Origin of the sequence: Mycobacteroides immunogenum (assembly GCF_001605725.1) — a bacterium.
Classification (GTDB): domain Bacteria; phylum Actinomycetota; class Actinomycetes; order Mycobacteriales; family Mycobacteriaceae; genus Mycobacterium; species Mycobacterium immunogenum.
The window spans coordinates 2,144,426-2,166,731 of record NZ_CP011530.1 but is presented as its reverse complement, the minus strand read 5'-3'; the positions used below and the strand labels follow the sequence as shown (position 1 = coordinate 2,166,731).

General features: G+C 66.8%; 21 protein-coding genes. 4 read left to right on the top strand and 17 right to left on the bottom strand.

Annotated elements, in window-relative coordinates:
* Positions 1–65: 65 nt before the first annotated feature.
* From ABG82_RS10795 to ABG82_RS10785, 3 genes are read left to right on the top strand one after another with little or no spacing between them, the layout of a single operon-like run.
* Complete coding sequence (locus tag ABG82_RS10795; protein ID WP_043077562.1) at positions 66–530, top strand: SRPBCC family protein; 465 nt, start codon at positions 66–68, stop codon at positions 528–530.
* The gene (locus tag ABG82_RS10790; RefSeq protein ID WP_043077563.1) at positions 527–868 is read left to right on the top strand and encodes an ArsR/SmtB family transcription factor; all 342 of its coding nucleotides are present in this window, start codon (positions 527–529) and stop codon (positions 866–868) included. Before ABG82_RS10795 ends, ABG82_RS10790 begins: the two co-directional genes overlap by 4 nt.
* Before the next feature lie 23 nt (positions 869–891).
* Positions 892–1,626: a DUF899 domain-containing protein gene (locus ABG82_RS10785; RefSeq protein ID WP_043077564.1), complete on the top strand. Its 735-nt coding sequence runs from the start codon at positions 892–894 to the stop codon at positions 1,624–1,626.
* Positions 1,627–1,690: 64 nt separating this feature from the next.
* Here the strand turns inward: ABG82_RS10785 and ABG82_RS10780 are convergent, their stop codons facing one another.
* From ABG82_RS10780 to ABG82_RS10700, 17 genes are all read right to left on the bottom strand, one after another.
* The gene (locus ABG82_RS10780) at positions 1,691–2,332 is read right to left on the bottom strand and encodes a cell division protein SepF (RefSeq protein ID WP_043077565.1); all 642 of its coding nucleotides are present in this window, start codon (positions 2,330–2,332) and stop codon (positions 1,691–1,693) included.
* 88 nt (positions 2,333–2,420) lie between these two features.
* Positions 2,421–3,140, bottom strand: a complete 720-nt coding sequence (locus tag ABG82_RS10775; protein ID WP_043077566.1) for a YggS family pyridoxal phosphate-dependent enzyme — start codon at positions 3,138–3,140, stop codon at positions 2,421–2,423.
* Positions 3,140–3,847 (bottom strand): peptidoglycan editing factor PgeF, encoded by a 708-nt coding sequence (gene pgeF, locus ABG82_RS10770; RefSeq protein ID WP_043077567.1) that lies wholly within the window; start codon positions 3,845–3,847, stop codon positions 3,140–3,142. Before pgeF ends, ABG82_RS10775 begins: the two co-directional genes overlap by 1 nt.
* 23 nt (positions 3,848–3,870) lie before the next feature.
* A complete protein-coding gene (gene ftsZ / locus ABG82_RS10765; RefSeq protein WP_043077568.1) occupies positions 3,871–5,034 on the bottom strand; it encodes a cell division protein FtsZ in 1,164 nt (387 codons plus the stop codon).
* Positions 5,035–5,243: 209 nt separating this feature from the next.
* Entirely contained in the window at positions 5,244–6,173 is a 930-nt protein-coding gene (locus tag ABG82_RS10760; protein ID WP_043077569.1) for a cell division protein FtsQ/DivIB, read from the bottom strand.
* Positions 6,170–7,642 (bottom strand): UDP-N-acetylmuramate--L-alanine ligase, encoded by a 1,473-nt coding sequence (murC, locus tag ABG82_RS10755; RefSeq protein ID WP_043077570.1) that lies wholly within the window; start codon positions 7,640–7,642, stop codon positions 6,170–6,172. The genes ABG82_RS10760 and murC overlap by 4 nt, the downstream gene beginning before the upstream one ends.
* Entirely contained in the window at positions 7,639–8,760 is a 1,122-nt protein-coding gene (murG, locus tag ABG82_RS10750; protein ID WP_043077571.1) for an undecaprenyldiphospho-muramoylpentapeptide beta-N-acetylglucosaminyltransferase, read from the bottom strand. The genes murC and murG overlap by 4 nt, the downstream gene beginning before the upstream one ends.
* 72 nt (positions 8,761–8,832) lie before the next feature.
* On the bottom strand, positions 8,833–10,428 hold the full coding sequence (ftsW, locus tag ABG82_RS10745; RefSeq protein WP_043077572.1) for a putative lipid II flippase FtsW: 1,596 nt from the start codon (positions 10,426–10,428) through the stop codon (positions 8,833–8,835).
* An 11-nt stretch (positions 10,429–10,439) separates the two neighbouring features.
* The gene (murD, locus tag ABG82_RS10740; RefSeq protein ID WP_043077573.1) at positions 10,440–11,897 is read right to left on the bottom strand and encodes a UDP-N-acetylmuramoyl-L-alanine--D-glutamate ligase; all 1,458 of its coding nucleotides are present in this window, start codon (positions 11,895–11,897) and stop codon (positions 10,440–10,442) included.
* Positions 11,898–11,903: 6 nt separating this feature from the next.
* Positions 11,904–12,983, bottom strand: coding sequence for a phospho-N-acetylmuramoyl-pentapeptide-transferase (mraY, locus tag ABG82_RS10735; protein ID WP_043077574.1), 1,080 nt, complete (start codon positions 12,981–12,983; stop codon positions 11,904–11,906).
* Positions 12,980–14,464, bottom strand: a complete 1,485-nt coding sequence (locus tag ABG82_RS10730) for a UDP-N-acetylmuramoyl-tripeptide--D-alanyl-D-alanine ligase (protein WP_043077575.1) — start codon at positions 14,462–14,464, stop codon at positions 12,980–12,982. Before ABG82_RS10730 ends, mraY begins: the two co-directional genes overlap by 4 nt.
* Positions 14,457–16,007, bottom strand: a complete 1,551-nt coding sequence (locus tag ABG82_RS10725; protein WP_043077576.1) for a UDP-N-acetylmuramoyl-L-alanyl-D-glutamate--2,6-diaminopimelate ligase — start codon at positions 16,005–16,007, stop codon at positions 14,457–14,459. Before ABG82_RS10725 ends, ABG82_RS10730 begins: the two co-directional genes overlap by 8 nt.
* A 98-nt stretch (positions 16,008–16,105) precedes the next feature.
* Positions 16,106–18,034 (bottom strand): peptidoglycan D,D-transpeptidase FtsI family protein, encoded by a 1,929-nt coding sequence (locus ABG82_RS10720; RefSeq protein WP_078343470.1) that lies wholly within the window; start codon positions 18,032–18,034, stop codon positions 16,106–16,108.
* Complete coding sequence (locus ABG82_RS10715; protein ID WP_043077577.1) at positions 18,031–19,023, bottom strand: hypothetical protein; 993 nt, start codon at positions 19,021–19,023, stop codon at positions 18,031–18,033. The genes ABG82_RS10720 and ABG82_RS10715 overlap by 4 nt, the downstream gene beginning before the upstream one ends.
* On the bottom strand, positions 19,020–20,015 hold the full coding sequence (gene rsmH / locus ABG82_RS10710; RefSeq protein WP_043077578.1) for a 16S rRNA (cytosine(1402)-N(4))-methyltransferase RsmH: 996 nt from the start codon (positions 20,013–20,015) through the stop codon (positions 19,020–19,022). Before rsmH ends, ABG82_RS10715 begins: the two co-directional genes overlap by 4 nt.
* A gap of 145 nt (positions 20,016–20,160) precedes the next feature.
* Positions 20,161–20,592 (bottom strand): division/cell wall cluster transcriptional repressor MraZ, encoded by a 432-nt coding sequence (mraZ, locus tag ABG82_RS10705; protein WP_043077579.1) that lies wholly within the window; start codon positions 20,590–20,592, stop codon positions 20,161–20,163.
* A gap of 359 nt (positions 20,593–20,951) precedes the next feature.
* Positions 20,952–21,356, bottom strand: a complete 405-nt coding sequence (locus ABG82_RS10700) for a DUF3040 domain-containing protein (RefSeq protein ID WP_043077580.1) — start codon at positions 21,354–21,356, stop codon at positions 20,952–20,954.
* A gap of 281 nt (positions 21,357–21,637) precedes the next feature.
* On the opposite strand from ABG82_RS10700, the gene ABG82_RS10695 reads away from it, so the two are divergent.
* Positions 21,638–22,300, top strand: a complete 663-nt coding sequence (locus tag ABG82_RS10695) for a GNAT family N-acetyltransferase (protein ID WP_043077581.1) — start codon at positions 21,638–21,640, stop codon at positions 22,298–22,300.
* Positions 22,301–22,306: the final 6 nt, after the last annotated feature.

Sequence of the window (22,306 nt, the reverse complement as noted above, 5' to 3'; positions counted from 1 at the left end):
AGTTGCATGTGGTGCCCGGCGGCGCTACCGTGAAGCGCAACCGATTGTTGCGAGTTGGGAGAGACATGTCATACGAACGGATCGAGCGGGAGCTGCACATCGAGGCGGCCCCGGAAGTCGTCTTCTCCGTCATCAGCCGGCCCGAACATATGAAGCAGTGGTGGCCCGACGAGGCCGAGTTCGCCCCGGTACCCGGCGCGACCGGTGCGATCTCCTTCGACGGCGAGGAGCCCGGCCAGATCCATGTCTTCGGGCTCACTCTCGTCGACGTGGATCCGCCACGGCGGTTCTCGTTCCGTTGGTGTTATCCGGAAGGGCACACCGCGAACCCTGAAAATTCGCTGCTGGTGACATTTGAGCTCACTCCGGAGGGCACCGGAACCCGGGTACGCATGATCGAGGCCGGATTCCGCGATCAGGGCCGCACCGATGACGAGATCGTCGAGCAGTACGAGGCACACGAGGAGGGCTGGGCGCGGCACCTCCCCCGCCTCGCGCCGTGTGTGGACGCGCTGGCGAGCCGGTCATGACAGCGGTCATCGACGACGACCTGTGGGCCGCGGTCGGCGACCCCACCCGTCGGCGGGTATTCGACCTCATCCTCACCGACGGAATGGCGACCGCCACCACATTGAGCGATCGCCTTCCTGTGACGCGCCAGGCCGTCACCAAACACCTCGCGGTCCTCGACAAGGCCGGCCTGGTCCATGCCACCGCCAGCGGACGGGAGAAGCAATACCGCGCCAATACCGAGCAGGTCGCCCGTATCGCCGAGCAGCTCACCGCGGTGGGTGCCGCGTGGGACCGGCGACTGGCGCGGATCAAGCAGATCGCCGAGAGCCTGCAAGGCATCGAAAAGACCGAATAGACCGAACAGATAGGAGGAAAACCATGAAGACACCCGCGATCGTGTCGGCACAGGAATGGGAGACCGCACACCGGGCGATGCTCGTGGAGGAGAAAGCATTCACCCGGGCCCGCGACGCGTTGGCCGCCAAACGCCGCCGCATGCCGTGGACCGAGGTGGACACCTCCTATCGATTCGCGGGCCCCGAGGGTCCGGTGAACCTACTCGATCTTTTCCGGGGACGCCGCCAGCTCATCGTGTACCGCGCGTTCGTCGACCCGGGCACCGGCGACTGGCCCGAACACGGATGCGTCGGCTGCTCGCTGATGGCGGACCACATCGGCAACCTGGCCCACCTCAACGCCCGTGACACCACCCTGGTGTACGTCTCGCGCGGGTCCCAGCCCGACCTGGCGCGCATCAAAAGCCGCATGGGATGGCAGATCCCTTGGTACACCATGGTTCCCGAGAGCACCTTCGACACCGATTTCGGTGTACACGACTGGCACGGGCACAACGCGTTCATCCGGGACGGCGACCGCGCCTATCGCACCTATTTCATCAACAATCGCGGCGACGAGGCCTTCAACAACACCTGGACGTTCCTGGATATGACGGCGCTGGGCCGCCAGGAGATGTGGGAGGACTCGCCGGAGGGTTACCCGCAGTCCCCCGCATACGAATGGTGGGACTGGCACGACCAATACGGCGCACACCAGCCGTCACGATGGTTCGGCGACCCGGATCCCGACGACCCGCACGATCCACGGCCCCACTAAACGCGATTTGGGTGCACGAGGGTGCGTTTTCCGCACCCTCCTGCACCCAAATCGCTGGGGAGAGCTATTGGTAGGAGTAGAAGCCGCTCTCGGCGATCCGGCGGCGTTCCTCGGCGCTGACGTCGATATCGGCTGGTGACAACAGGAATACCTTCGTGGCGACCTTGTCGAACGAACCGCGCAGCGCGAAGGCCAGACCGGCCGCGAAGTCCACGACCCGCTTGGCGTCGGCGTTGTCCATCGACACCAGGTCCATGATCACCGGGGTGCCGTCGCGGAAGCGCTCACCAATGGTGCGGGCCTCGCTGTAGTCCTTGGGGCGCAGCGTGGTGATCTTCGACAGCGGGCTGCCCTCATCGAAGATCGCGGCGCGGCGCGGGTCCATGGCAAGCGCGCCACGGGTCGGGGCGCTGCCCCGCAGGGAGCCCAGACGCGGTGCCGGACGGTCGAATTCACGCGACGGCGCATGACGGGAGACGAAGCGATCCTCGTCCGCGTACCCGCTCGGGCCGCCCGCGCGGTAGCCGGGCTCGTCGTAGCCGTACTCGGCATCGTCGGCGAACCGCTCGCCACGACGCGGGTACCGGCGGTCCTCGACGGGCGCACGGCGAGGCGCGGGAGCGTCGACGTCGTCGTAGTACTCGTCGTCGTAGTCGTCCATTGGAGCCATGCCGAAGTAGGCCTTGACCTTGTGCAGCGTGCTCATCGCGTGACCTTCCGTGCTTGGGCTAAATGGAGTTCAGTTGTTCGCTCGGTCTCTACAGCTGTGTTGCAAATGTGACTGGAGTGACGATCTACCGTGACGTTAGCGGTCGTTGCCCCATCAACGCCGTTCCGACACGCACACAAGTGGACCCATATTTAATGGCGGCCTCCAGGTCGTTGGACATTCCCGCCGATAAACGACGCGCCTGCGGATAGCGCTGCCGGACGCGCTCATGTTCTTGCTGGAGCCGACGAAAGGCCTGGTCGGGATCTGCCTCCCGAGGCGGCAGCGCCATCAGTCCGGCAAGCTCCACGTGCTCGCTGGCGACCACCTCCGCGCACAGTCGGTCGATCTCGGCGACATCGGCGATATCCACTCCGCCCCGCACGGTGTCGCCGTCCAGGCTGAGCTGGAGATACACCTGCAGCGGCGCGCTCTCCTCCGCTGCCCGGCGTGCACTGTCCAACGCGGACAGCAGCCGCGAGTTGTCCACCGAGTGCACCGAATACGCCCAGTTGGCAACCGATTTCGCCTTGTTGCGCTGCAGATTCCCCACCATGTGCCAGCGAATATCGGTGTGCCCGGCCTGATTCAACTGGGCCACCTTTGCCGCGGCTTCCTGATCCCGGGATTCCCCGAACTCCCGGCAGCCCAACCGGTACAGCTCCTCGACATCGCTGGCGGGGAAAAACTTGGTAATCGGCAGCAATTGGATCTCGTCCGGGTCGCGGCCGACCGCGGCCGCCGCGGCCCGGATCCGTTCCCGCACTGAGGTCAGTGCCGCACTCAATTCCTCGGTGCGCGTCATCAGCCGAGCCAGATAACCGATGCCAGTCGGCCGGTGCGCGGCTGCCGCCGGTAACTGAACAGATCGGCGTCTTCCACCGTGCATCGCGGGTCGATATCGATCGCGGTCACGCCCAATCCGGAGAGCTGCCGGGCGATTCCGGCACGCAGGTCCAGGCCGGGGGTACCCGCCGCGGTGGTGGTACGACTACCCGGCAGTGCCTGCTCAACATCGGCAGCCATGTCCGCGGGCACCTCGTAGTGGCGACCACTGACCGCGGGCCCGAGGAAGGCCGAGATGCGCTCCACCTGAGCCCCGGCCGCCACCATGGCATCAATGGTCCGAGCCACGATGCCGAGCTTGGCGCCCACTCGGCCGGCATGCGCACCGGCGACGACACCCGCGGCCGCGTCGGCGAACAACACAGGAACACAATCGGCGGTCAACACCGCCAGCGCGATACCCGGCTCGGTGGTCACCAGCGCGTCCGTCTCCGGAATCACCTCCGTGCCGGGGCCCTCGACACGATGCACGTGGTCACCGTGGACCTGCTGCATCCAGATCACGTGATCGTCGGGCACTCCCAGCGCACCGGCGAGCCGTGACCGGTTCGCCGCCACCGCGTCGGGATCGTCTCCGACGTGATCGCCGAGGTTGAAGCTGTCAAACGGCGCACGCGACACTCCGCCACGGCGAGTGGTGGTGACGCGCCGAACTCGAAAACCCATACGTCAAAGGGTAGTTCGTTCGCTTATCGCCGCATGAACGGAGGCACGTCGACATCGTCCTCGTCGCCACCGCCGAGCGTCACCGTGGAACCGTTGGTGTCCCTGGGCAGGCTCTGCGCGTCGATGGTGTCGAAGATGCTGGTGCCATTGGAGTGCCCACCGTTGACCGTTCCCGCCTTGCCGGGGGCCACCGTGCCAGGTGCCGCGGCCCCACCCGGGGTGATCGGCTTGCGGCTGGGACCACCCGCGTCAAACCCGGCGGCGATGACGGTGACCCGCACCTCGTCGCCGAGAGAGTCGTCGATGACGGTTCCGAAGATGATGTTCGCCTCGGGGTGCGCCGACTCCTGCACCAACGACGCGGCCTCATTGATCTCGAACAGGCCCAGGTCGCTGCCACCGGCGATGGACATCAGCACGCCCTGAGCGCCCTCCATGGAGGCCTCCAGCAGCGGCGAATTAATGGCGGTCTCAGCGGCTTTGAGCGCGCGACCATCACCGCGCGACGAGCCGATACCCATCAGGGCGCTGCCCGCCCCGGACATGACACTCTTGACGTCGGCGAAGTCGACGTTGATCAGTCCCGGCGTGGTGATCAGATCGGTGATGCCCTGGACACCGTTGAGCAGAACCTCGTCGGCGCTGCGGAACGCGTCCATGAGAGAAACCGCGGCGTCGCCCATCTGCAGCAGGCGGTCGTTGGGGATCACGATCAGGGTGTCGCAGCTTTCGCGCAGCGAGGTGATGCCCAGTTCGGCCTGGCCGCTGCGACGCTTGCCCTCGAAGGAGAACGGCCGGGTGACCACACCGATGGTCAGCGCACCGAGCTTGCGCGCGATGCTGGCGACCACGGGCGCGCCACCGGTACCGGTACCACCGCCCTCACCCGCCGTGACGAAGACCATGTCGGCGCCCTTGAGCAGCTCCTCGATCTCATCCTTGGCGTCCTCGGCGGCCTTGCGGCCCACATCGGGGTCGGCACCGGCGCCCAGACCGCGTGTGGAATCGCGGCCGACGTCCAGCTTGACGTCGGCGTCGCTCATCAACAACGCCTGCGCGTCGGTGTTGATCGCGATGAACTCGACCCCCTTGAGGCCGTGCTCGATCATGCGGTTGACGGCGTTGACGCCGCCGCCTCCGATGCCGACGACCTTGATCACCGCGAGGTAGTTGTGTGGAGGCGTCATGGTCGCCTTCCTCCCTGGTTGCTGCTGTGGTCTAGGTAGCTGGGCCCCTCTGCAAACTCTCAACCTCTACCTCAGGCTTAGAGTTATGTCAGGTTGTCCCGCTGAAACAGAACGGTAGGGGGCTCGGTTGACAGCGCCCGGGAGGCGCGCCGAAGGATGCCGGGATTTTCGTGTGGCTATTTCTAGAACCCGCGAGCAGCGAGCAACGTCTACTTGACGGTGGGCAGGTCAGGGCTGGACACGTCGTACATCCGGCCGGGCTGTGTCAGCAGCGCCCCCAGCTTCTCGGCCTTTTCCGCGGTACGTTCCGTGGTCCCCCACACGATGGTGCGCCCGTCATCCAGGGTGAGGGTGATAGAGGACACCGACGGCGCCGCGACCTTGGCGACTTGCCGGGCCAGATCGGGCGCCAGTGAGATCAACACCTGCAGCGCCGCCTTGGTGGTCGGGTCCTGCGGGCTCGGCGCCACCACGTCCAGCGCCGGGATGCCCGGCGGTGGTGGCTCGTTGGCGAAGTCCACCCCGTCACGATCGATGAGGTGTGTGCCGTCGGCGCCCGTCCACGCCGCCACCGGGACGCGCTCGACAATCGTGACGCGCAGGGTCGACGGGTACTCGCATTGCACCCGGGCGCTGGCCACCCGGCGGATACTGGCCACCCGGTCCGCGGCCGCGGCGGTGTCGATCTGCAACAGCCGGGTGCCCTTCGCGATGTTCAGCGCACCAAGAACATCCTCTTGGGTAACCACCCCGGTACCGGTCACCACTGTCTGGCGCACCGACATCAGCGGCGTGAAGTACAGGATCGCCCCCAGGCCCACCGTGATCAGCGTCAGCAGCACCACCAGCAGCAGCGACTGCAGGCCCTGGACCTTGCCGCGGCCGGCACCCTTGCCCGCATCGACGTGCTTGCCCTTGGCCGCTGCCTTCGCCTCCTGCCGGGCCTGTTCCAACGCGATCGCGCGCCGCTGTGCCTCGCGGCGTTCCATCCGCTCGCGTCTGGCCCGCATCCGTGGCCCCTCGGCCGAATCGTCGTCCGCGGAATTCTCGGCGCCGCCCGGCTCGGTATCGGGCTCCTCGTGCTCGGCCGGTACCGCCGCGTCCTCGTCACCCTCGGCGGCGTGCTCGGGCTCGCTCATCGACCGTTCCCCGGCGGCGGCCAGTCATCGGCACGCGCACGCAACGCGCGCACAATCTCCTTGCCCTGCAACGTGACATCACCCGCACCCATGGTGATCACCAGGTCACCGGGTGCGGTGGCCGCCGCGACCTGCTGGGCCACCGTCGACAGATCGGGCAGGTAGTGCACCGGTACCCCGGCGATCTGCTCCACAATCAACGCGCCGGTGACACCCGGCAATGGCGCCTCCCTGGCCCCGTAGACATCAAGCACGAACACCAGGTCGGCAAGGCTCAGTGCCTCGGCGAATTCCGTCGCGAAAGCCGCTGTGCGCGAATAGAGATGCGGCTGGAACACCACCACCGAGCGGCCAAACCCCTGCTGCGCCACGATTCCGGAGACCGCCTGCAGCACCGTGCGCACCTCGGTCGGATGGTGCGCATAGTCATCGAAAACCCGCACCGATTCCACCGCGCCCACCAGTTCGAACCGGCGGCGCACACCCTCAAATCCGGCCAACCCGTCGAGCACGTCGTCGACGGAGGCCCCGATCTCGCGCGCCGCCACCACGGCGGCCAACGCGTTCAGCGCCATGTGCCGGCCCGGCACCGACAACCGCATGGTGCGTGGGGCGCTCTCCCCCACCAGCTGGATCTGCGCGGTGGCCCCGGTGTCCTTGAACTGCCAATCCCGTAGCCACCCGGCAACCGGGACATCGCCCGCCTCCGCCTGCTCGACGCTGCCGTAACCCCGCACCCGGATACCGCGCTCATGAGCCCGGCGCGCCAGCGCCGCCGCGCCCGGATCGTCCAGGCACACCACCAGAACCCCTTCGGAGCCCAGGGTTTCGGCGAACTCATCGAACACCGCGGTGTAAGCCTCGACGCTGCCGAAATGGTCCAGATGATCGGCTTCGATATTGGTGACGATGATCAGGTTGGGCCGGTATTGCAGCAGGGAGCCATCGCTTTCATCCGCCTCGGCCACGAAGACGTCTCCGCTGCCATGGTGGGCATTGGTGCCGGCTTCGTTGAGCTCGCCACCGACCGCGAACGACGGGTCGTACCCGCAATGTTGCAGCGCCACAATAAGCATGGACGTGGTGCTGGTCTTGCCATGGGTGCCGGTAACCATCAGGGTGCGGTATCCGGTCATCAAATCGGCCAGCACGACGGGACGCAACAGCACCGGTATCCCCCGCCGATTCGCCTCCACCAGTTCGGGATTGGTCTTGGGAATGGCGGCGTGGGTGGTCACGACCACAGACGGCCCGCCCGGCAGCAGATCCAGGGCGTCGCCGTCATGGCCAATGTTCACGAGGGCCCCACGAGCCCGTAATGCCAGCACCCCGCGGGACTCCTTGGCGTCGGAGCCCGACACCTGCGCTCCCCGATCCAGCAGAATCCGGGCGATACCGGACATGCCGGCGCCACCGATGCCGACCATGTGTACGCGGCGCAGGTGCTCCGGCAGTGGGCCGACGCTCATCGGCGCGCGTCCCGTCCCTGAGAACGTCGCTCACGGGCGACATCCAAAGCCACCTGAGCCACCTGCCGTGCGGCTTCCGGATGCCCGGAAAGAGCGGCGGCCGACGTCATCTCGGCCAGCTTGGCAGGATCTGACACTATCTCAATCACCATGCGCGCCAATGTCTCCGGAGTAAGGTCGCGATCCGCGACAAGGACACCGCCACCGGCGTCGACGATCGGCAGCGCATTGAGCCGCTGTTCGCCGTTGCCGATCGGCAGCGGTACGTAGACGGCGGGCAATCCCACCGCCGAGACTTCCGCGACGGTCATCGCACCGGAGCGGCACACCGCGATGTCGGCCGCGGCGTACGCCAGGTCCATCCGGTCCAGGTAGGGCAACGCCACATACCTAGGTGCGCCCGCAACGGGTTCGGGCAGCTCGATCGTGTTCTTCGGTCCATGTGCGTGCAGCACCGAAACACCTGCGGCAGCAAGATCGTTGGCGGCAGCAGAGACGGCGTTGTTGAGCGAGACCGCCCCTTGCGAACCACCGAACACCAATAACACCAGGGCGTCGTCGTCAAATCCGTAATGCGCACGTGCCTCGTGCCGCAACGCGGCGCGGTCCAGTGCGGTGATCGACCCGCGCACCGGTACCCCTACCACCTCCGCATGGCGCAGACCCGAGTCCGAGACCGCCGACAGCACCCGTTGCGCCCGGCGCGCCCCCACCCGGTTGGCAAGGCCGGCACGGGCATTCGCCTCATGGATGACGACAGGGACGCGGGGACGGCGCAGCGGTCCACGGCGTGCGGCCAGATAGGCGGGCAGGGCCACATAGCCGCCGAAACCGATCACCACGTCGGCCTGGACGCTGTCGAACACCGCGCGCGTCTGCCGGACCGCCCGGCGCACCCGCAGCGGCAAGCGCACCAGGTCGCCGGTGAGGCGCCGCGGCAGCGGCACCGGGACGATCAGCTCCAGGTCGTACCCGCGGTCGGGAACCAGCCGTGTCTCGAGGCCGCGCTCGGTGCCCAGCGCGGTGATCCGTACCGACGGATCGATCTCACGCAACGCATCGGCAACCGCCATGGCCGGCTCAACGTGTCCGGCGGTACCGCCACCGGCCAGCACCACCGAAAGTGGCCGAGTATCCGAACTCACCCGGAGAGCATCCTTTCACCTCTGGCAACGATCACATGTCAGCGGCTAACGATAGCTTCGGGCGCGTGAGCCCCCGGCGCGTGACTGGTCACGAGACCTGCCACTCGCACGCGTGGCCGAGCCCCGGCGCACCTGCTGTACCTGCCTATGATGCCCTGCCTCGCTCTCGGCGCGTGCACGCGGCTTGCGCTTGGGAGCAGGTGCGGGCTCGGACTGCCGCCTGCGCTCGGGCTGCGGTTTGACCGCCGCGGCACTCTGCGCGGACGACTTGGCACGAAGCCGGTCGCGGGCGGCATCGATGCGCGGCGGCACGTAGGGCTCCGGCAACGGCAGCCGCAGCAGCCGGTTCATCCGGTCACCGGAACCCGCGCGCAGGGCGGCCACCGCCTCCGGCTCATGACGGGCCGCGTTGGCTATCAAACCTATGAAGAACAGGGCGGTGGCCGTCGCGGTTCCACCGGAGGAAATGAGCGGCAGCTGAATACCGGTAACCGGCAGCAGACCGATGACGTAGCCGATGTTGATGAAGGACTGCCCGATCATCCACAGCCCCGCCGTGGCGGTGATCATGCGCAGGAAGGGGTCAGCGCTGCGCCGGGCGATCCGCATGGCGGTGTAGGCGAAGACACCGAACAGCGCAAGCACCCCGATGCAGCCGACGAATCCGAGCTCCTCGCCGATGATGGCGAAGATGAAGTCGTTGTGGGCGTTGGGCAGGTAATGCCATTTGGCCGATCCCTGACCCAGGCCCTGACCGAAGAAACCGCCCTGTGCGAGCGCGAATCGCGCCTGCCGCGACTGATATCCCGTCGCTTGCGGGTCGGCGGAGGGATCCAGCCACGCCTTCACGCGGTCGGAGCGGTATCCGGCCGACACCGCCAGGATGGCCGCGGCCAGTACGGCGGCCACCACCGAACTCAGAAAGACTTTCAGCGGCAGACCCGCGTACCACAGCAGGGCCAACAGGATGATGCTCAACGACACAGTTTGGCCCAGGTCGGGCTGAATGACGATCAGCACCAGTGCGATCATCGCCGCGGGCACCAGCGGGACCAACATCTCGCGCATGGTGGCCTGCTCCATGCGGCGGGAGGCCAGCAGGTGCGCGCCCCAGATCGCGAACGCGACCTTGGTCAGCTCCGAGGGCTGCATGGACAGTCCGGCGTAGACGAACCAACCACGAGAACCGTTGGAGTACGTGCCGATTCCGGGGATCAGCACCAGCGTGATCAGGATGACCGTGACGACGAACACCGGGAATGAGTATTTGCGCATCACCCATACCGGGGTGCGCAGCGCGATGTAGAAGCCGATCAGACCCACGCAGACCCACAGCACCTGCTTGCCGAAGATCGTCCACGCGGATCCGTCGTCGTAGTACGACTCGACGCCGGAGGCGGACAGCACCATGATCAGCCCGAGTGTGGTGAGCAACGCGGCGGTCGCCACCACGAGGTGAAAGGAGGTCATCGGCCGGTTCAGCCAAGCACCCAGGCGAGTGCGGGCGATCAGCCCGTCATTCTTGGCCTTGGCGCCGGACTTCGTGGCCGGCTTGGCAGCGGACTTTGAGTTGGAGGTCTTTGATTCGTGGCGCTTCCCAGAGCGGAAAATCCTGGCGAATGGAGCAGTCAGGGCAGACACGGCGCAATCACCTAACCGGTAAGTGCGTGCACCGCCGTGGCGAATCGCTCGCCACGCTCGGAGTACCCGCTGAATTGGTCGAAGGACGCGCCGGCCGGGGCCAGCAGCACGGTGTCGCCAGGCTGGGCCAACGTACTGGCGTGCCGGACGGCCGCGGCCATGACTCGGGTACCCAAATCTGCGCCACCCCCATCCGCCTCACTAGTCACATAAGCCACATTTGCCTCTTGCACCCCAGCATCCTCGCGCGTCACAACCGCAACTACGGGTACATCCGGCGCGTGTCGCGCCAAAGCCTCAGCAATCAACCCCCGATCCCGGCCGATCAGCACAACCGCACCTAGCCGCTCGGCACAATCGCGCACCAGATCATCGACCGCGGCCCCCTTGAGCAACCCCCCGGCAATCCAGACCACACGCCGATACGCCGCGATGGACGCCGCGGCGGCATGCGGATTGGTGGCCTTGGAGTCATCCACATAAGCGACATCGGCGACATGGGCCACCAGCTCGGCGCGATGCCGCCCCACCTGAAACGCCCGTAGTGCGCCGGCGATATCCGCGGCGGGCGTGCCCACCGCACGGGCCAACGCGGCGGCCGCCAGCGCATTGAGCACACCGATCGGGCCTGCCACCGGAAGCTTCGACACCTCGATGAGCGGCGTTTGGGGACCGAAGGCCCGATCCACCAGCCAACCGTCATGCACCCCGAGCTCACCGGCAGCGGGCTCGCCGGTGCGAAATCCCGCCTTGACGGGCGCCGCGGCCCCGGACAACAGCCCGCCGGCGACCATGTCGTCCAGACCCACGACGGCGACCTCGCCGTCGAGCGCGCGGGCTTTGTCCCGGGTGTAGCCCTCCATGCCCCCGTGCCAATCGAGGTGATCCTCGGCCACATTGAGCACCGCGCCGGCCGCGGGCCGCACCGAGGGCGCCCAGTGCAGCTGAAAGCTCGACAACTCGACGGCCAGGAACTCGACATCGCGATCCAGCACATTGAGCACCGGGTCGCCGATGTTCCCGCACAGCGCACTGGTGCGGCCCGCCGCCGTCAGCATGTCGTGCACCATCGCCGTGGTGGTGGTTTTCCCGTTGGTTCCGGTGACCACCACCCACCGTTTGGGAGGTCCGTAGCGGCCGGAAGCGTCCAGGCGCCAAGCCAACTCGACATCGCCCCAGATGGGCAGCCCGGCCTGTACCGCCGCCAGCACCACCGGTGAGGACGGGCCGAATCCGGGGCTGACGATCACCAGGTCCTGATCGGTCATGTGGTGTTGCGCTTCGGCGGTGGTCAGCGCCCCACGCCCGGCGTCGCGATGGCGCCGCAGCGCGTCCTCATTGTCGTCGCAGACGGTGATCAGGACATCGAATCCGGCTAGCGCCGCCACCACGGCGTCGCCGGTGACCCGCGCGCCACACACCAGGACCCTTGCCCCACTGGTCAATTCGGAGACTTCAGCAGCGGTCATGGTCGCCTAGTCACCGATCGTGGCGAGCCACTCGCCGTAGAACAGCGCCAGACCCAAACCGCAGGCGATGGCCGTCAGTAGCCAGAACCGGATGATGACGGTGGTCTCCGCCCAACCCATCAGTTCGAAATGGTGATGGAACGGCGCCATCCGGAACACCCGGCGGCCCGTAGTGCGGAACGCCGCGATCTGCAGCACGACCGACACAATCTCCGCGACGAACAGCGCGCCCAGCACCACGGCGAGCAACTCGGTCCGGGTGGTCACCGACAGACCGGCGATGACACCGCCCAGCGCCAGCGATCCGGTATCGCCCATGAAGATCTTGGCGGGCGCGGCGTTCCACCACAGGAACCCGATGCACGCACCCGCGGTGGACGCGGCGATCACGGCGAGGTCCAGCGGATCACGCACGTTGTAACAGGCGATGCCCGGATGCGTGGAGCACGCGTTGCGGTACTGCCAGAAGGTGACGATCACGTAGGCGCCCGTCACCATCGCCATACAGCCACCGGCCAGACCATCCAGACCATCGGTGAAGTTGACGGCATTGGACCAGGACATGACCAGGATCACGCAGAAGAGCACGAAGATCGCGGCCGGCATCACGACGGTGGCGATCTCACGCACGTAGGACAGCTGCGGGCTGCCCGGGGCCAGCCCGTCGGTGTTGCGGAACTGCAGCACCAAAACACCGAAGACGAGCGCCGAGAGGATCTGGCCGACCGTCTTGGAGGTCTTGTTCAGACCGAGGTTGCGCGCCTTGCGGATCTTGATGAAGTCGTCGATGAACCCGACTCCCCCGAGCATGGTCGCCAGCGCCAGCACCAGCAGACCCGAGGCAGAAGGGCCGTCGGACCCGAAGGCGATGCCGATGAGGTGCGAGCCGAAATACCCGGCCCACATGCCGGCCAGGATCGCCACGCCACCCATGGACGGCGTGCCCCGCTTCTTCTGATGATGCTGCGGGCCGTCATCACGAATCTCCTGGCCGAAGCCCTGCCGCGAGAACACCCGGATGAGTACCGGGGTGAGCATGATCGAGACCAGGATGGCGATACCGGCGGCAATGATGATCTGCCTCATGCGTCGCCCGCCTTCAGCAGCTCATCGGCCACGACCCACAGCCCGGCCGACTGCGATGCCTTGACCAGCACCACATCGTCTGCGGCCAGCTCGCCGGCCAGCAGTGTGGCGGCTGCCGCAGGATCGTCCACCAGCACCGCCTCGGACCCCCACGACCCCTCCATCACCGCACCCGCATGCATTGCCCGCTGTGACCTCCCAGTCCCGACGACTACCAATCGACTGACATCTAATCGCACGGCGGCCCGTCCGATGCGGTCGTGCTCGGATATCGCATCGGGTCCCAGCTCGGCCATCTCCCCCAGCACCGCCCAGCTGCGACGGGGCTGCGCACCGTGGCGGGCCATCGACACCAGGGCTTTCAGGCCCGCCATCATCGAATCCGGGTTGGCGTTGTACGCGTCGTTGATGACGGTGACGCCGTCATCGCGGGTGCTGACCTCCATACGGCGCCGGGAGACGGGACCGGCCTCGGCGAGCGCGTTGCTGACCTGCTCGAGGGTGGCCCCGCATTCCAGCGCCACCGCCGCGGCGGCCAGCGCGTTACTCACCTGATGCTCACCGTGCACCGCCAGCCGCACCGGCACAGAGCCTGCCGCGGTATGCAGTGTGAATCGGGCCCGCGCCAGGTCGTCGACGCTGACCTCGGTCGCCCAGACATCGGCGGGACTGTGCACGCTGGTGCGCACCACCCGGGCCGAGGTCTTGCCGGCCATCGCGGCCACGGCAGAGTCATCGGCGTTCAGCACGGCCACGCCGTCATCGGAAAGTGATTGCGGCAACTCACCTTTGGTATCGGCGATGGCCTGCCGCGAGCCGAACTCGCCCAAATGCGCGGTACCGACGTTCAGCACCACACCGACGGACGGTGGCGCGATGGCCGCCAGCTCCGCGATATTGCCGGGGCGCCGGGCCGAAAGCTCCAACACCAGGAACTGGGTGGATTCGGTGGCCCGCAGCACGGTCCAGGGATGGCCGAGTTCGTTGTTGAAGGATCCCGGAGGAGCGATCACCTCGCCCAGCGGGCTGAGCACCGCGGCGATGAGATCCTTCGTCGAGGTCTTGCCCGACGAGCCAGTCACACCGACGATGCGCAGCCCCCGCGCCGCCAGCCGGCGGGCCACCTCCGCCGCCAGCGCGGCCGTAGCGGCCAGCACCGCGGCACCGGATCCATCGGAGTCATGTTCCAGCGCAGAGACTTCGGTACGTGCCACCCCGGTCGGCGGCACCACGATGGCGGGCACGCCCACCGGCCTGGCGGCCAGCACCGCAACCGCCCCGGCGGCCACCGCCCCCTCGGCATGATCGTGACCATCCACCCGGGCGCCCGGCAGCGCCAGAAACAGTCCGCCAGGACCCACGTTGCGGGAATCGAATTCAACGGTGCCGGTGACGCGTGTCCGCGCCGCGTCCTGCGCGCTGATCCCGTCGAGGCGCCCACCGACGATCTCGGCGATCTCGGCGACGGTCATCTCAATCATTCAGGCTCCCAAGCGCTTCGAGGGCGGATCGCAACTCGACACGGTCATCGAAGGGCACCGTCACATCGCCCGTCTTCTGACCGCTCTCATGCCCCTTACCGGCAACAAGTACGGTGTCCCCCTCCCGCGCCCACAGCGCGGCAAAGTCAATCGCGGCCCTGCGGTCGCCTATCTCAATCACCTGCGCGTCCGAACCCGCAGTGCCGGCGATGATCTCGGCGCGGATTGCCCCCGGTTCCTCGTTGCGCGGATTGTCATCGGTGACCACCACCAGATCTGCCAGCTCCGCGGCGACCATGCCCATATCGGCGCGCTTGCCGCGGTCACGATTGCCGCCGGCGCCGAACACCACGGCCAGGCGGCCCGCACGATGACTGCGCAGACTCTCCAGCACCGCACGCAACGCACCGGGCTTGTGGGCATAGTCGACAACTGCCAGGAACGGCTGGCCCGCCGCCACCGCCTCCATGCGGCCGGGCACACCGGCGGTCGCGATTCCCGGCGCCGCGGTCGCGGCCGAAACTCCCAATATGTCCAGGATAGCCACGGCCACAAGGCAATTGGCTACATTGTAATGACCGGGCAACGCGATGGCGAGTTCGCTGCTGCCCGCCGGGCCATTCGCGACAAACCGCTGGCCGCCGTCGCGACCCGCCGCAACGCCCGAGCAGGTCCAGTCCGCGGCGCCGCCGGCATGCGAACTCACCGCGACGACGCCGGGTCCCGCGTCACGCGCCAGCTGCGCCATGGCACGCCCGGCATCGTCATCGACACAGATGACACTGCGCTGCGCCCGCTGTGGCGAGTCCCGCTGGAACAGCCGGGCCTTGGTGGCGAAGTAATCCTCCATGTCGGAATGAAAATCGAGGTGGTCGCGAGAAAGGTTGGTGAACGCCCCCACCGCGAAGTAGGTGCCATCCACACGATTGAGGGCCAACGCGTGACTGGATACCTCCATGACCACGGTGTCCACCCCACGCTGGACCATCTCGGCCAGCAGTTCCTGTAGCGCCGGCGCCTCCGGGGTGGTCAGCGCGCTCGGTACGTCTTCGCCGTCGATCCGCACCCCGACGGTGCCGATGAGACCGACCCGTTTGCCTGCGGCCCGCAGCCCGGCCTCGACCAGATAGGTGGTCGTGGTCTTGCCGGAGGTGCCGGTGACACCAACCACCCGCAGCCGGCGGGAGGGCTCACCATAGACGGTTGCCGCCAGCTCGCCGAGCACCGAGCGCGGGACAGGGTGAACCAGGATCGCGATATCGAGCGCCTGCTTCGCGATCAGCTGGGCCCCGGCGGCGTCGGTGAGCACGGCCACGGCGCCCGCGGCAATCGCCTCGGAGGCGAACTGCGCACCGTGGGTGCTGGTGCCGGGCAACGCGGCGAACAGGTCGCCCGGGCGGGCATCCTGTGCTCTGAGGGTGACTCCGCTGACCGTCGTGGTGGCGCATGGCCCCAGCGACTCGGCCGCGACTAAGGAGGCGAGTTCGGAGACCGGGTGCGGGTTCGTCCGGGGAAGGAACCGATGGGTTCCGGATGCCGCCACCTGCGATCACCTCCTGCCGTATTTCTGTCGCCCCTACCCTCGGGCGTCAAACGACACTACCGGGCGTGCCGTGGTCTCCCGCTCAGGCGAGGACGGGCTCAGGTCGCCTGCAGGATCAGGGGTGGCCCGGGATCGGGCGAGAGCGGCACGTTTTCACGCCGCATCAGCCAGGACGCGATGTTGTGGAACAACGGCGCGGCGGTCATGTGCGGACTGCCGTCCGAACCGCGTTTCGGCGCGTTCATCTCGATACCGATGACGTACCGGGGATCGTCCGTGGTGGCGATACCGGCGAACGTGATCCAGTACACGTCGTCGAAGTAGCAGCCACAGGCCGGATTGATCTGCTGGGCCGTACCGGTCTTGCCGCTGAGCTGGTATCCGTCAACCGCGCCGGATGCGCCGGTTCCGTTCTGAATCTGCCGCGCGTCGGGCTGCAGCACCGCGCGCAGCATGTTCCGGACGGTGCGCGCGGTGCCCGCGTTGACCACCTGCACGGGCGCCGGACGCGGCTCCTCTTTCCGGGAGCCGTCGGGCGCGGTGATGCTCTTGACGATGCGCGGTGGAATGCGCACGCCATCATTGGCGATGGCCTGATACATACCGGACATCTGCAGCAGTGTCATCGACAAACCCTGACCGATGGGCAGGTTGGAGAACGTGCTGCCCGACCACTGCTCGATCGGCGGCACGATACCGGCGCTCTCGCCGGGCAAGCCGACACCAGTGCGCTGTCCCAGACCGAACTTGTCCACCAGATCCATGAATCGCTCCGGACCGACCCGCTGGGCAAGCATCAGCGTGCCGACGTTCGAGGACTTTCCGAAGACACCGGTGGTGGTGAATGGCACGGTCCCGTGTGGCCACGCGTCCCGCACGGTGACCCCACCCATGTTGATGGAACCCGGAACTTGCAGCACTTCATCGGGATTGGACAGATCGTTCTCGATCACCGCCGAGGCGGTGATGACCTTGTTGACCGATCCCGGCTCGAACGGCGACGAGACCGAAAGATTGCCCATCTCACGGTTCCCCTGCTTACCGAGATTCTGCGATGGGTCGAAGGTGTTGTCATTGGCCATCGCCAGAACTTCACCGGTCTTGGAATCCAGTACCACCGCGGACACGCTGCGTGCCTCGGACAGATCCTTGGCCTGCTGCACCTGCTGCTGCACGTAGAACTGAATGTCGTTGTCCAGCGTGAGTTCCACAGTGGAACCGTTGACGGCATTGTGACGATCCCGATAGCTACCGGGAATCACCGCGCCATCGGACCCACGGTCGTAGGTGAGTGATCCGTCCTTGCCCGCCAGCGCGCTGTCCAGCGAATCCTCCAGCCCGAGCAGCCCGTAACCCTCCCAGTCGATACTGCCGACGATGTTGGCGGCCAGGGATCCACCGGGGTACTGACGGATGTCTTGCCGCTCGGCGCCGACCTCCGGGAACTCCTTGGTGATCTCGGCGGCGATGCCCGGGTCGACCGAGCGCGCCAGATAGGCGAAGGTGTCATCACTGCGGATCTTCTTCAGCAGGCTCTTGGCATCCGGCTTGTTGCCCAGCTTGGCCGACACCCCGTTGGCAATGTCCTGCAGCCGGCGCTCGGGCTCAACGGAACGGATTTTCGCCGCCGCGGCCTTATCGGCGTCACTCTTACCGGGGTCATCGAGGATGGCCTTGCTTTTCTCCCAGGCCTTGTTGAGTTGTTCGCGAATCTTCTTCGGCTGGAAGGTAAGAGCACGCGCCTCGATGGTGAATGCCAGCTTGTTGCCCGCGCGGTCGACAATCGTGCCGCGTAGCGCCTTTTCCGTCTCGGTGACCTTCAGCTGGCCCGAAGCCTCCGCGCGCAGCCCCGCGGCGCGCGGCCCCTGCAGAGTGAACAGCTGGATGGCCGCGACGGCCAGTACCAGGAAAATGATGATGTTGCCCGTGCGGTGCCGAAACGCGAATCCTGCCGTCCGCGACACGGCGGCGGCCGGCCGCCGGGTGCGACGAGCGCCGACCGGCCGGGACCGATCCTGCCGGTTCACGCCGCCGGGTGGGGACTCGTTGTTGCCACGGGATTGAATTGTTCCCCGGTTACTGGATAATTCGCGATATTTGTTGCTTGCGGCGCGTCGGCCACGGGGGGCGGTACATCGGCCGCCGGCGCCGGGACCGGAACCACCGGTGGCACAGCCGCGGGATCCTGTCCGGCCGGGGCTTCGACCACAGGCGCAGGCGGCGCGGCGACAGGAGGAGCCATGTGCGGTACGACGGCCACCGCCGGGGGTACCGGAGGCAGCTGCACGGGAACCTCGACCGAATTACCGGCCTTCGGCACCGCGTCGGCGTCATCGGGAATCACCGCGTTCAGCGGTGCCGGCGCCACCCCTTCGGCGGGCTTGGGAGCGCCCACCAGCAGCCAGTTGCCCTGCGGGTCACGCACCAGATGGGCGATATCCCGCGACGGGATCATGCCGAGATCACGCGCCGAATCTGCCAGCGCAGGTGCCGATTCCGCGCGCAGCACGTCGCGCTCCAACGCCTCCTTGCGCTGTAGCAGCTGCTCGTTGGTACGCCGCTGCGTGCCCAGCTGGTAGGAGCGTTCCGCGGCATCGGTCGACAACCACAGCGTGATGGCCAGCCCGACACCGAGAGCGCCGATGACGAAGACGACGAAGGGGACCTTGGTGATCCAGACATGCGGCCGCAGATCCACCCGGGACAGGCGGGTCAGAACTCGCTCGCGGAGCGGTATCCGAATAACCTTGGGCGCCTTGGCCTTACGTGCTTTTGCGCGCGCTTTGGCCTGTCGCGTACTGGTCGCCGGGCGAATCTTCTCCGGTGCCTGACGTTGCACCGGGATCGGCATGGTCTGCGGGGCAGAACGCCGCGGCCGCGCGGAGGGGCCGGCCGCGGTTGTCTTCAGTGCGCTGCTGCGACGTTTGGCAGGTTTTGCGGATTTGGTGGGTGTTGCGGATTTCGGGGGCTTGGCCGGCTTGGGCGCCTCGCCTGCTTTCTTGCGCACACCGATCATGCGTTCCTCCTATCCGCAACTCGTTCGACTGCCCGTAACCGCACTGGCGCACTACGTGGATTGACTTCTATTTCCGTTTCGCCGGCCCGCTCCGCTCCACGCGTTATCGCCGTGAATTCCGGTGCGTCACCAGGCAGTTCGACCGGCAGATCGATCGGCGACCGGGACGCGGTCGCGGCGGTGAATTCCGCCTTGACGATCTTGTCCTCCAACGACTGGTAGGCCATGACCGCGACCCTGCCGCCGGGCCGTAACGCCGCCATCGCCGCGGGTATCGCCGCCGCAAGGGATTCCAGCTCGGCGTTGACCGCGATCCGGAGCGCCTGGAAGGTCCGTTTCGCGGGGTGCCCGCCGGTACGGCGGGTGGCCGCGGGAATGGTCGCGTACAGCAATTCGACCAGTTGTCCACTGCGCGTGAAGGGTTCATTGGCCCGGCGCCGGACGATCTCGTCGGCAATGCGGCGCGCGAACCGCTCCTCGCCGAATCTGCTGAGCACCCGGGACAGCTCCGCCGCCGAGTAGGTGTTAAGGATATCGGCCGCGGTCAGCGAGTCATGAGCGTTCATCCGCATGTCCAGCGGAGCGTCCACGGAATAGGCGAATCCACGCTCGGCCTGATCGAGCTGCATGGACGAGACACCCAGATCGAAAAGCACGCCATCAACCGAAGAGGTTGTGCGGTAACCCAATCCAGCAAGCGCGTCGGCGAGGCCGTCGTAACGGGTGTGCACCCCGACGAATCGCGCTCCGAAGGGCGCCAGCCGCGCCCGGGCGATGTCAAGGGCATTGGTGTCCCGATCGAGGCCGATGACCGTCAGACCGGGCAGCATGGTGAGGAAGTGTTCGGTATGTCCACCGGCACCCAGCGTCGCGTCGACCAGAACCGCGCCCGACCCATCGGCGGCGCCGACGGTCAGCGCCGGAGCGAGCAGTTCATAGCAGCGCTCGAGCATGACCGGAACGTGGCCAAACCTAGAATCGTTGTCAGACATCGCAACACCCCTCCGGGAGCGGGTACGGGAGCGCCGGCAAGTGCAGCGAACCCGCGCCGCCCGGTCCCTGCCCGATGGTGCGGACCTGGCGTCGGGGAAGTACGCCAGGGCCGTATCGGACAGAGGCCGCGCTTCGCGGGTCTGCTCAGAAAATGCCATTGAGAGATTCATCGCTGGCCGTCGAGAAGTTCTCTTCGTGTTCGTCCAGGTATTGCTGCCACTTCGCAGCATCCCAAATCTCTAGGTAGTCAACGGATCCGATGACCACGCAATCCTTGGACAGGTCCGCGTACCGCCGGTGGTCGGCGGACAGGGTGATGCGGCCCTGCGCGTCCGGATGCTGCTCATCGGTGGCCGCCGCCAGGTTACGCAGGAAGGCACGAGCCTCCGGGTTGCTCCGAGAAGCCGCGGCGGCCTTACGTGCCAGCTGCTCGAACTCAGCCCGTGGATACACCGCGAGGCTGTGGTCCTGGCTTTTGGTAACCATCAACCCTCCCGCTAGTGCGTCCCGGAACTTGGCGGGCAATGTCAGTCGCCCTTTGTCATCGAGCTTGGGCGTGTAGGTACCGAGAAACATCCCGACACCTCCCTGCCCAAACCCTTCGGAGCTACCCTTCCCTCCGATATGCGCCACTTTACCCCACAATCCCCCACTTTGAATCTGATTTGCCGCGTGTCTCCCCACCATGCACCCACGCCAGGGCTGGCGTAGGGCATCCATGAGTTGTTTTCGCAGGTAAAACCGGTGGGGGCGAGTGGGGCGCCGGTATCTAGACGAGTTGATAACGATTTGGCCTGCCCGGCCGAACGCGCTTGCGCGCGGCTAGCTCACGGCACCCGGTAGTGGAGCCGACAGGCTCCGGCAGCAACACAAAAAGCAACAGACCCGCGCGGACTGCGCGGGTCTGTGAGGTGAGCCGGACTCGCCGACGCCGGTCAGTTGTCGAAGCGGCGGCGGAATCGCTCTTCCATGCGCTGCGCGAACGAGCCGGCGGTGCGCGGCTTGCGGGCGCGACCACCAGCCCCACCCGGTCCTTGACCGACCGGGCTGGACTCCGAGCGCCGGCTTCCGATGATCGCGAAGACCGCCGCACCGAACATGACGACGAATCCGATAACGCTCAGGACCGGGAAGTTTCCGATCTGCGTGGCGGGTACCGCCACACCGATCACCAACATGGCCAATCCGATGCAAAACAGCGCCGCACCCTGCAAGCGGCGACGGCCGGAGGTCGCACCCAGTCGTCCTCCGCGCACGCTCGACGCAAACTTGGGGTCCTCCGCGTACAGCGCGCTCTCAATCTGGTCGAGCATGCGCTGCTCGTGCTCGGAGAGTGGCATCGGTCCCTCCCTCTGGCGCACCGCAACCGGTTGTCTATGACGTGAAGTGTATCTATCAAGGGTGCCGTGGTTACAACACCCTCACGTTCATAATACGAGGTGAATACCCGCCATACCACCCGCTTCACTCATCAATCTGCCAGCGACTCCCTGCGGGCAACACATAACGCGGCGCGCCGACGGACCCGGTGAAAGCCGGGACTGCGCCCAGGAATCAGCCGGGCGTGATAAACCCGGGCAGTACACACCAAGCCCGCCACCGGAACCCCAGAGGACGCACGTTGACGACATTTCTGGCCGACCTGTCGCAACGCGATATGCAGCGCCGGCTCAGCGAAGCCCTCCGTGTCTATGTCATCGCCATGGGCTACCCCCACGGCACCGAGGATCAGCGCGCGCCCATGTGGCTGGAGCACAGCCGCAGGCCCGGATGGCAGGCTGCCGCCATCTTTGATTCCCCGGTCGCTCCCCCGTCCGATACCACCGGACCCGCCGAGGAGCTGCTGGAACAGGCCCGCATCGTGGGCATTGCCTATGGGTATCGCGGAGCCGCCGATCAATGGTGGCATCAGCAGGTCAGCCAGGGTCTGCGCAAGACTGGGCTGCCGCGCGACCGGATAAGTGCCCTGCTCGACCAATACTTCGAACTGACCGAACTGCACGTCGACCCCGGGTTACAGGGGCACGGGTATGGCGAGGCCCTGGCGCGGCGGCTACTGGCGGGCCGCACTGAGTCCCATGTCCTGCTGTCCACCCCCGAAATCAGTGGCGAATCCAACCGCGCCTGGCGGCTGTATCGCCGGCTCGGCTTCACCGATGTGATCCGGCAGCACCAGTTCGCAGGAGATCCACGCCAATTCGCGGTGCTCGGCCGCCCTTTGCCGCTGGAGCCCGGATATCGGCAGCCGGGCATAACGGCCGTCTGGCACGATAAACCGCGATGACTAGAC

Excerpts from the sequence above, each read along its gene's own strand:
- mraY (WP_043077574.1), bottom strand. The coding sequence starts at position 12,983 with ATGAGGCAGATCATCATTGCCGCCGGTATCGCCATCCTGGTCTCGATC.
- mraZ (WP_043077579.1), bottom strand. The coding sequence starts at position 20,592 with ATGTTTCTCGGTACCTACACGCCCAAGCTCGATGACAAAGGGCGACTG.
- ftsZ (WP_043077568.1), bottom strand. The coding sequence starts at position 5,034 with ATGACGCCTCCACACAACTACCTCGCGGTGATCAAGGTCGTCGGCATC.
- ABG82_RS10730 (WP_043077575.1), bottom strand. The coding sequence starts at position 14,464 with ATGATTGAGATGACCGTCGCCGAGATCGCCGAGATCGTCGGTGGGCGC.
- pgeF (WP_043077567.1), bottom strand. The coding sequence starts at position 3,847 with ATGGGTTTTCGAGTTCGGCGCGTCACCACCACTCGCCGTGGCGGAGTG.
- murC (WP_043077570.1), bottom strand. The coding sequence starts at position 7,642 with ATGAGCGTCGGCCCACTGCCGGAGCACCTGCGCCGCGTACACATGGTC.
- murD (WP_043077573.1), bottom strand. The coding sequence starts at position 11,897 with ATGACCGCTGCTGAAGTCTCCGAATTGACCAGTGGGGCAAGGGTCCTG.
- ABG82_RS10715 (WP_043077577.1), bottom strand. The coding sequence starts at position 19,023 with ATGATCGGTGTGCGCAAGAAAGCAGGCGAGGCGCCCAAGCCGGCCAAG.
- ABG82_RS10775 (WP_043077566.1), bottom strand. The coding sequence starts at position 3,140 with ATGACGCGCACCGAGGAATTGAGTGCGGCACTGACCTCAGTGCGGGAA.
- ABG82_RS10700 (WP_043077580.1), bottom strand. The coding sequence starts at position 21,356 with ATGCCACTCTCCGAGCACGAGCAGCGCATGCTCGACCAGATTGAGAGC.
- ABG82_RS10795 (WP_043077562.1), top strand. The coding sequence starts at position 66 with ATGTCATACGAACGGATCGAGCGGGAGCTGCACATCGAGGCGGCCCCG.
- ABG82_RS10785 (WP_043077564.1), top strand. The coding sequence starts at position 892 with ATGAAGACACCCGCGATCGTGTCGGCACAGGAATGGGAGACCGCACAC.
- ABG82_RS10760 (WP_043077569.1), bottom strand. The coding sequence starts at position 6,173 with ATGAGCGAGCCCGAGCACGCCGCCGAGGGTGACGAGGACGCGGCGGTA.
- ABG82_RS10780 (WP_043077565.1), bottom strand. The coding sequence starts at position 2,332 with ATGAGCACGCTGCACAAGGTCAAGGCCTACTTCGGCATGGCTCCAATG.
- ABG82_RS10790 (WP_043077563.1), top strand. The coding sequence starts at position 527 with ATGACAGCGGTCATCGACGACGACCTGTGGGCCGCGGTCGGCGACCCC.
- rsmH (WP_043077578.1), bottom strand. The coding sequence starts at position 20,015 with ATGTCTGACAACGATTCTAGGTTTGGCCACGTTCCGGTCATGCTCGAG.